Source organism: Roseateles sp. (genome assembly GCF_019237615.1).
Lineage (GTDB): Bacteria > Pseudomonadota > Gammaproteobacteria > Burkholderiales > Burkholderiaceae_C > Pelomonas.
Map to the genome: position 1 here is coordinate 25,026 of NZ_JAFAGT010000054.1, position 8,719 is coordinate 33,744.

Genomic DNA, 8,719 nt, shown 5'->3' on the forward strand with positions numbered 1-8,719 from the left:
GGCTTCGGGACCTTGCCTATGGGGTTTCGGCGTGCAAGTCGCTTGCACGCAAATGCGCGTCGCTTGGCCGCAATCGCGCTTGGCGCGTGCACCACGGCCTCACCTTCTTCTTGCGCAGATGCGACATGGAATTGCGTGCGCTGACCCGTCGACGTGCAACCCGCTGTCATGCGGCAAGGGGCGCTGACAAGATGACTTCATGCGAAGTTTCCTCTCCACCTGCCTCGCCGCCACGGTGCTGGCTCTTACCGTCCCCGCGCAGGCCCAGGGCACGGCCATCGTCATCGGCGGCGCGCTGAACCTCGACAACGACGCCGTCTGGCAGCGCATCGTCGACGAAGCTGGTGGTGCCGGCGCACGCATCGCCGTGTTCGCGACGGCCGCCGCCAACCCGGAACGCAGCGCCGCACAGATCGTGGCCGCCCTGAACCGACGCGGCGCCCGCGCCGAGGCCGTACCGGTCGCACCTCGCCTGAAGCAGGCAGACCTGCAGGACAACCTGAACAACCCGGCGCTGATCGCCCAGGTCGCCGCCTCACGCGGCGTCTTCTTCTCAGGCGGCGCCCAGGAACTCATCGTCGACACGCTGCAGCCGAAAGGCGAACCCACCGCCATGCTGAAGGCGATCCGCCAGGTGCTCGCCGGCGGCGGCGTCATTGCCGGCACCAGCGCAGGGGCTGCAGTGATGAGCCGCATGATGTTCCGCGACGCGCAGGACAACCTGCAAATCCTCAAGGGCCGCTGGCGCGAGGGCCAGGAGTACGACCGCGGCCTCGGCTTCGTTGGCCCCGACCTCTTCATCGACCAGCACTTCCTGAAGCGAGGCCGCATCGGCCGCATGTTGCCAGCCATGCGCGCCCTGGGCTTCACGCGAGGCCTGGGCATCGAAGAAAACTCAGCGGCCGTCATTAAGGGCTCGGCGGTCGAGATCATCGGCGCCCGCGGCGCGCTGCTGGTGGACCTGAGCCAGGCCAGCAGCGACGCGCGCCAGCCTCACTTCAACCTGCGCGGAGCCCTACTCAGCTACCTCGACCGCGGTGACCGCCACGACCTCGCCAGCGGCGTGACGACCCCAGCACCGCACAAGGTGCGCGAGGCCCGCATCGACCCAACGGCCACCGACTACAAGCCTTACCTGTCGAGCGACGGCTATGTGCTGGACATCCTCGGCGACGGCACCATCGTCAGTGCCATGGCCCAGTTGCTTGATAGCCCAGCGCCAGAAGTTCGCGGCCTGGCCTACCGCGTGCGCGCCCGCGCAGACGACACGGCGCCCGACATTGGCTTTGAGTTCCGCCTCTACAAGGGCCCGGGCCTGGTGGGCTGGTTCAGCGGCGCCCTGGGCGGCGAGGACTACACCGTGCTGGGGGCGCGCCTGGACGTGACGCCCGTGCGCGTCGCCAGCCCCTTGTACACGCCGCTTCCAGTGAATTGATTCACTCCATTGTCTCCATGCAAACCCAGTTCCATGACCTGCCGGCCGCCAGCGCCGGCACTTTCCGACGTCTGCGCAGCCTGCACTTCGGCCGCGGCGCTTCCGGCCGCAAGGCCTATCTTCAGGCCGCCCTGCATGCGGACGAAGTCCCGCCCCTGCTCGTTGCCCAAAAGCTGGCAACACGCCTCGCGGCGCTTGACGACGCCGGCGCCATCATGGGCGAGATCGTCCTCGTGCCCATGGCCAATCCCATCGGCCTCGCGCAGGACCTGCAGGGTTCGTTGCTCGGCCGCTTCGACCTCGGCAGCGGTGTCAACTTCAATCGACAGTTCCGGCACCTGACCCCAGCACTGATCGCCCGCCTGTCCGGCCGGCTCAGCCCGGACGCGAAGCAAAACACGCGCACCATCCGGGCCTGCAGCCACGAGCTGCTGACGGAATGGCTGCCCACCTCCGAAACCGAGGCGCTCAAGCACCTGCTGCAGACGCTCGCCCACGATGCCGACCTTGTGCTGGACCTGCATTGCGACAACCAGGCCGTCGTGCACCTCTACACCGGCACCGCCCAGGCCGAGGCCTTCGCGCCGCTGGCCGCCTACCTCAGCGCCCAAGCGCTGCTGACCAGCGAGGTTTCGGGCGACGAGCCCTTTGACGAATCGGCCAGCCGCATCTGGTGGGAGCTATCGGCTCATTTCGGCGAGCACTTCCCGATCGACCCACACAGTTGCCTGGCCGCCACCGTGGAGCTGCGCGGCGAGACCGACGTCAGCCACGAGCTGGCCGAACAGGATGCCGAGGCGCTGCTGAACTTCCTGCGGCATCTGGGCCACATCGACGGCGCTGCCCCTGCACTGCCCCCCTCATGCCCAGCCACGCCACTGGAAGGCGTCGAACCGGTGACAGCGCCGGCGCCCGGCATCGTCGTCTTCGCCAAGGCGCCGGGCGACTGGGTGGAAGCGGGCGAACTGGTGGCCGAGATCATCGACCCGCTCACCGACGCCCGAACCGCGCTCCACGCCAGCGTCAGCGGCCGCTGCTTCGCACGCAGCGCACGCCGCTACGCCACGCGGGGCATGCGCCTGGCCAAGATCGCGGGCGCCAAGCCCTTCCGCAGCGGCAAGCTGCTGTCGATGTGAGGCAGCCATGAAGCTGCGCTTGCCCAATACCTATGTGCTGCTGGCCTCGCTGCTGGCGCTGATCGCGCTGGCCACGTGGTGGGTGCCCGGCGGCCGGTTCGAGACGGCGCTCGTTGACGGCAAGTCGGTCGTTGTCGCCGGCAGTTACCACGTCGTCGAGTCGCGCCCCCAGGGCATCACCGCACTGCTGACCGCACCGATCAGGGGCTTCGTCGAGGCCGCGCTCATCATCGGCTTTGTCCTCATCGTCGGCGGCTCTTTCGCGGTGCTGCAAAAGACCGAGGCCGTCGATTCGATGATCAAGTCCGTGGCCCGCGCGCACAGCCGCTCGGCCCTGGTGCGCGCCATCGCCATCCCAGTCTTTGTCGCACTGTTCTCGCTGGGCGGCGCCACCTTCGGCATGGCTGAGGAAGCCATTCCCTTCGTGCTGATCTTCATCCCGCTGGCTCTGGCGCTGCGGCTGGACACGCTGACCGGTATGGCCATCCCGTTCGTCGGCTCGCAGATCGGCTTTGCCACGGCCTTCTTCAACCCCTTCAATGTCGGCGTCGCGCAGGGCATCGCCGGCGTGCCCCTGTTCTCGGGCGTGGGCTATCGGGCGCTGTGCTGGCTCATCGCCACCGGCATCACCATCGCCTTCCTGCAATGGTGGGCCTCGCGCATCCGCCGCTGCCCCGAACTGAGCCCCACCTACGAGCTGGATCAACAGCGCCGCCAGACGCTGGATCTCGCCAGCTTCGAGAGCTTCGTGGGCATGACGCGTCGCCATCGCCTGGTGCTGTGGCTTTTCGCCTCCACGCTGGCAGGCATGATCTTCGGCGTCGTCCGCTTTGGCTGGTACATCGAGGAGATCGCCGCCCTGTTCCTCGTGATGGCGGTGGCCGTAGGCTTCGTTGCGCGGCTATCGGCGGACGAGTTCATGGCCGCCTTCCTGAACGGCGCCAAGGATCTCATCGGCACTGCTCTGGTCATCGCGCTGGCCAAGGGCACTGTCATCCTGATGCGCGATGGCCAGATCATCGACGCGATGCTGAATGCGCTGGCGCCGCTGGTGGCGTCCGACAGCCCGGTGTTCGCCGCACAGAAGATGTTCGCCATCCAATCGGCCATCAACTTCTTCATCCACTCCGGCACCGGCCAGGCGGCACTGACCATGCCGTTGATGGCGCCGCTGGCCGACCTTGTCGGCATCAGTCGCCAGACGGCCATCCTGGCCTTCCAATTCGGCGAGCTGACGACGCCCATCATCCCCACCTCCGGCATCACCGTCGGTGTGCTCGCCCTGGCCGGCGTGCGCTTCGGCACCTGGGTGCGCTGGATGCTGCCGCTGCAGGCGCTCTACCTCGTGATGGCGCTGACCCTGCTCGCTGCGCCAGCGTTGATGCAATGGCAATGAGAACATCGCGGCGATGAACACCGCGCCCGTCCACCACATCGGCCTGCTGCTGGTGCCAGGATTTTCGATGCTGGCACTGGGTGGGCTGCTGGACTGCCTGCAGGCGGCCAATACGCTGCAGGACGGAGCCGTCTACCGCGCCAGCTGCCTCAGCCCTGCCGGCGGCTTGGTGTCGAGCAACAGCGGCCTCGCGCTGCCGACGCAGCCCACCACGACAGCCGGTCTGCTCGCCGTCTTCGTCATTGCAGCAGACGCCGCGCAGCCCGACGCAGCCACGCTCACCTGGCTGCGCCATTGCGCCGACAGCGGCGTCGTACTGGCCGGCGTGGACGCGGGCGCGGCCTGGCTGGCCGGTGCCGGGCTGCTGGAAGGGCTTCGTGCATGCGCCGACTGGGCGCTGCTGGACGGCTTGGCCGAGGACCATCCCGGCGTCGCCTGGGCTAACGGCCTGTGGGAGATCAGCACAGCACCACCGCGGCTGAGCTGCGCGGGCGGCACCGCCAGCGTCGACCTCTGCTGCGCCTGGCTCGCGGCGCGGCATGGCGAGCGCGTTGGTCAAGAACTGATCCATGCGCTGGGCCAGAAGGCGCTGCGCCCGCGGGACGAGCGTCAGCGCGCCGGCTACAGCGAGCGTCGCGGAGCCGGCAGCCCCAAGCTGGCCGAAGCGCTGTCGCTGATGGAGGCCAACCTCGCCGAGCCCCTGCCGACCGACGAGGTCGCGCGGCTCGTGGGCGTATCGCGCCGCCAGCTCGAACGCCTCTTCAAGCAACACCTGGACAGCCTGCCCTCGCGCCACTACCTGGAGCTGCGTCTGGCCCGCGCGCAGCGCCTGCTGCAGCAGGGGTCGCAGTCCATTCTGCAGATCGGCCTGTCCTGCGGCTTCTCGTCGGGGCCACATTTCTCGAACGCCTACAAGGCCCATTTCGGCCATACGCCACGCGACGAACGCAGTCAGCGCGCCCAGGCCTGGCGCCGCGCCGCGACACCTCAGGGAGAACTGCCATGAACCCCTTGCTGCTGCGCCCGGTGGCAGCTGCCGACCTGCCTGACCTCATGCGCATGGCCGCCGCCAGCCACGACGGCATCAGCTCGCTGCCCAATGACGAAGCCAAGCTGCGCATGCGCATAGAAGCCTCGCTGCAATCCTTCGCCAGTCCAGACGATGCCAGCGGCGAGGAGACCTACCTCTTCGTGCTGGAGGACGCGGGCCGCATCGTCGGCTGCTCTGGTATCGCCGCGAGCGCAGGCTTTTTCGACCGCTTCTACAGTTACCGCAACGAGTTCGTTGTGCACGCCAGCGCCGCGCTGGAGGTCACTCAGCGCATGCACACCCTCCACCTCTGCCACGACCTAACCGGCACGACGCTGCTGACCTCTTTCTTCCTCGATCCGGCCTACGAGCGCGGCCCTGCCGCGCAGCTGCTGTCACGGGCGCGCCTGCTGTTCATCCATGCCAACGCCGCGCGCTTCTCGGGGCGCATTGCAGCCGAAAGTCCCGGCATTACCGACGCGGCGGGCCAGAGCCCCTTCTGGGATGCCGTCGGCCGGCGCTTCTTCGGCATGGACTATCCCGAGGCCGAGGCCGTCATCGGCGGCCGCAGCCGCGCCTGCATCGCCGACTTGATGCCACCATCGCCTATCTACGTGGCCCTGCTTCCGGAAGCCGCGCAATGGGCACTGGGACAGTTGCACCCGGTGGGTGAGCTGCCCTTCTCCATCCTGCAGGATGAGGGTTTCGATGCCGACACCTACGTCGACATCTTCGACGGAGGCCCAACCGTGGAGGCGCCGCTGGCCTCGCTGCGCAGCGTGCGCCATGCGCGCGAGCTGCAGGTGCGCCCAGGCGCCGGCACCGGGCCGCGGCGCTGGCATCTGCTGGTGCGGCCGTCCCGCGCGAGCTTCGGCGCGGTACTGGCCGAGGTGGGCGAGACCCTCGGCGTCGACGACGCCGCAGCCCTCGGCGCCCGCGTCGGCGAACGCCTGCTGGCCACGCCGCTGAACCCGGGAGGCGCGGCATGACCGAACGACTGATCATCACCCCCGAGGCCGACAGCGAGCGCCTGGCCCTGGCCGACGGCTCGGCCTCGATGCGCTTCGTGCCGCGGCTGGGGCTGAAGTTGCCGCGCTACCACTTTCACGTCGGCCGCATCGTGCACGCATCGCAGGAACTCGACCTGTTCCGCGTGCAGACGACGCTGCTGCTCGGCAACGACCTGACCGGCAGCGCCGAGCTGAGCGACTTTCAGGCCAGGCCAGACCTTGACGACACAGCGCAGGCCGAGGCCTTCACCCGTCTCGTCAGCGCGGCGACTGCGCGTGCAGACAGCATGGCAGAGCGCGGCGACAGCCTGGTCGCCGAACTGCCAGGCTGGCATGATGCGCGAGGACAGTCGCCGTTCTGGCATGCCCTTGGCGCTCGCTTCTATCGCGGAGACCCGGCCACGGCACAGCTGCGCCTGGGCGAGGCATGGCGCAGCCACCTGGCTGCGCTGCTACCGCGCCAAACCATCTACTTGTCGTTTCTCGGTGGTGAAGCCGAGGCACGCCTCGGTCAGCCCGACACATCGGCAGCCACCATCGCGGCGGCGTTGGCCGCCTGCGGCTTCAAGGCATCGTGCCATGTGCGCATCAATGATGGTGGGCCTGTGCTCCGTCGACGGCTGTCCGACGGGTGATGGCCGAGTCAGGGCCCGCCCTCGATCCAACCTGACCGCAGCCAGGCCTTGCTGACCCGCCTGACGCCTTCTGGGCGATGCGGTTCTGGCCGCCGCAGATGGTCTGAATGACGCGCAACGGCTATCGAAAGTCCAAGCCTTTGCTTGATGGCCCAAGCCGTTGCTGAGCCAACGGACAGGCTCATCCCAGCTTGTAGCTTTGCAGGTGGATGGAGGTTTCCGTGCCGGCGATGCCTTTGATGAGCCGAACGCGCTCCAGCACGTCGGCCAGCTCCTGCAGGCTGCCGCTGCGGATCTCGGCGAGCAGGTCCCAACGGCCGTTGGTGTCGAACAAGCCGGTGATGCCCGGCTCCCCCAGCAGCATGGACACCACCTCCCGCGTGCGGTTGCCCTCCACGGTGATGCTCATCCAGGCCACGATTTCATCGGGCACCGAGTCAGGCCGCAGGCGCACCGTGTACCCGGTGATGACACCGTCGTCCTCCAACCGCGCGATGCGGTTGGTGACCGTACCACGTGACACCTTGAGCTTGGTCGCTAGCGTGGCGATGCTCGCACGCGCGTCGGTGCGAAGTAGGGCAAGGAGTTGCTGGTCAAGGGCGTCCATTTAATGCATTTCGTCAATCGTCATTTGCATTTTGACAAATCAATATGCATTACCGATCAGGAGTTGACCTTCTGCTTGGCGCGTGGCTTCGGAAGAATCAATTTCAGGCCTTTCGAAATCACCGGAGACATCAATGACCACCATCCTCACCCCCCAAGACGTCACCCGCATCGTGCAGCGCGTGGGACTGCCCGATCTCATGCGCCGCATGGTCGGCTACCTGGAGGCCGATTACCTGCGCTGGGCCGAGTTCGACAAGACACCGCGCGTGGCGGCCCATTCGCCGGAGGGAGTCATCGAGCTGATGCCCATCGCCGACGACCGCCTCTACAGCTTCAAGTACGTCAACGGCCACCCCAAAAACCATCGCTTCGGCCTGCCGACGGTGATGGCTTTCGGCGTCCTCGCGGACGTCGCCACTGGTGCCCCGGTGCTGCTGTCCGAGCTGACGCTGACGACCGCAATGCGCACGGCAGCCACATCGGTGATGGTGGCAAAGCATCTGGCCCGCCCCGACAGCCGCGTGATGGCCCTGATCGGCAATGGCGCACAAAGCGAGTTCCAGGCGTTGGCCTTCCACCACTTGCTCGGCATCCACGAGCTGCGCCTTTACGACATTGACGCCGCGGCAACCGCCAAGCTCGTGGGCCACCTCAAAGGCACGCCGGGCCTCACGCTGACCCTCTGCAACTCCATCGCCGAGGCAGTGCGTGGCGCAGACATCGTCACCACCGTCACAGCGGACAAGAGCAACGCCACGATCCTGACGCCGGAGATGATCGAGCCTGGGATGCACGTCAATGGCGTCGGTGGTGACTGCCCGGGCAAGACCGAGCTGCACCGGGGCGTACTGGAGATGGCACGGGTCGTTTGCGAGTTCGAGCCGCAGTCGCGCATCGAGGGCGACATGCAGCAAATGCCGGCCGACTTCGCCGTGACCGAATTCTGGCGCGTGCTGTCCGGCGAGCTAGCAGGCCGCGAGTCGCCAGAGCAGGTGACTGTGTTCGACTCGGTCGGATTCGCGCTGGAGGACTTCTCCGCACTGCGCCTGTTGCACGACGTCAGCCGTCAGCTGTGCCTGGGCGCCCCGCTGAAACTGATCCCTGACTTGGATGATCCCAAAGACTTGTTCGGGGAACTTCGTCTGTCAGGACAAATGCAAGCCGCCTGATCCGTCGTCGTCAATTGCCAACCGTCGATCTTCGGCGGTTCGGCATGGCTGAGTGCGGCTGCCGCCATGAAGCATGGCCTGGCCACGATGCAATGCCAGCTGCGCTCTCCCGCGCTCCTCTATCCAGCACACTGAATGACCCAGCAAAAAATCGTCTCCCTCATCGGCGCCCCCACCGACATCGGCGCCGGCGCGCGCGGTGCCAGCATGGGCCCCGAGGCCATGCGCGTGGCCGGCCTCGCCGAGGCGCTGCGCGCGCGCGGCGTGGACGTGCTCGACCGCGGCAACCTGGCCGGCCC

Annotated in this window: 9 protein-coding genes; 8 read left to right on the forward strand and 1 reads right to left on the reverse strand. The window is 67.4% G+C overall.

Going from position 1 to position 8,719, the window contains the following annotated elements; translation table 11 throughout:
• Nucleotides 1–199 precede the first annotated feature (199 nt).
• The 6 genes from JOY88_RS10135 to JOY88_RS10160 are packed head-to-tail and all read left to right on the forward strand — an operon-like array spanning nucleotide 200 to nucleotide 6,642.
• Nucleotides 200–1,435, forward strand: coding sequence for a cyanophycinase (locus JOY88_RS10135; RefSeq protein ID WP_293502143.1), 1,236 nt, complete (start codon nucleotides 200–202; stop codon nucleotides 1,433–1,435).
• Between the two features lie 17 nt (nucleotides 1,436–1,452).
• On the forward strand, nucleotides 1,453–2,571 hold the full coding sequence (locus JOY88_RS10140) for a M14 family metallopeptidase (RefSeq protein ID WP_293502144.1): 1,119 nt from the start codon (nucleotides 1,453–1,455) through the stop codon (nucleotides 2,569–2,571).
• A 7-nt stretch (nucleotides 2,572–2,578) separates the two neighbouring features.
• Complete coding sequence (locus JOY88_RS10145; protein WP_293502145.1) at nucleotides 2,579–3,967, forward strand: YfcC family protein; 1,389 nt, start codon at nucleotides 2,579–2,581, stop codon at nucleotides 3,965–3,967.
• Nucleotides 3,968–3,980: 13 nt separating this feature from the next.
• Nucleotides 3,981–4,973, forward strand: a complete 993-nt coding sequence (locus JOY88_RS10150; RefSeq protein WP_293502146.1) for a GlxA family transcriptional regulator — start codon at nucleotides 3,981–3,983, stop codon at nucleotides 4,971–4,973.
• Nucleotides 4,970–5,986, forward strand: coding sequence for an arginine N-succinyltransferase (gene astA, locus JOY88_RS10155; protein ID WP_293502147.1), 1,017 nt, complete (start codon nucleotides 4,970–4,972; stop codon nucleotides 5,984–5,986). The genes JOY88_RS10150 and astA overlap by 4 nt, the downstream gene beginning before the upstream one ends.
• Nucleotides 5,983–6,642, forward strand: a complete 660-nt coding sequence (locus tag JOY88_RS10160) for an arginine N-succinyltransferase (RefSeq protein ID WP_293502148.1) — start codon at nucleotides 5,983–5,985, stop codon at nucleotides 6,640–6,642. Before astA ends, JOY88_RS10160 begins: the two co-directional genes overlap by 4 nt.
• A gap of 181 nt (nucleotides 6,643–6,823) precedes the next feature.
• Here the strand turns inward: JOY88_RS10160 and JOY88_RS10165 are convergent, their stop codons facing one another.
• Complete coding sequence (locus tag JOY88_RS10165) at nucleotides 6,824–7,249, reverse strand: Lrp/AsnC family transcriptional regulator (RefSeq protein WP_293502149.1); 426 nt, start codon at nucleotides 7,247–7,249, stop codon at nucleotides 6,824–6,826.
• Between the two features lie 133 nt (nucleotides 7,250–7,382).
• On the opposite strand from JOY88_RS10165, the gene ocd reads away from it, so the two are divergent.
• Both ocd and JOY88_RS10175 read left to right on the forward strand, forming a co-directional pair.
• The gene (gene ocd / locus JOY88_RS10170; RefSeq protein WP_293502150.1) at nucleotides 7,383–8,420 is read left to right on the forward strand and encodes an ornithine cyclodeaminase; all 1,038 of its coding nucleotides are present in this window, start codon (nucleotides 7,383–7,385) and stop codon (nucleotides 8,418–8,420) included.
• A 135-nt stretch (nucleotides 8,421–8,555) separates the two neighbouring features.
• On the forward strand, nucleotides 8,556–8,719 hold a 164-nt coding region (locus JOY88_RS10175; RefSeq protein WP_293502154.1), incomplete at its 3' end, for an arginase family protein.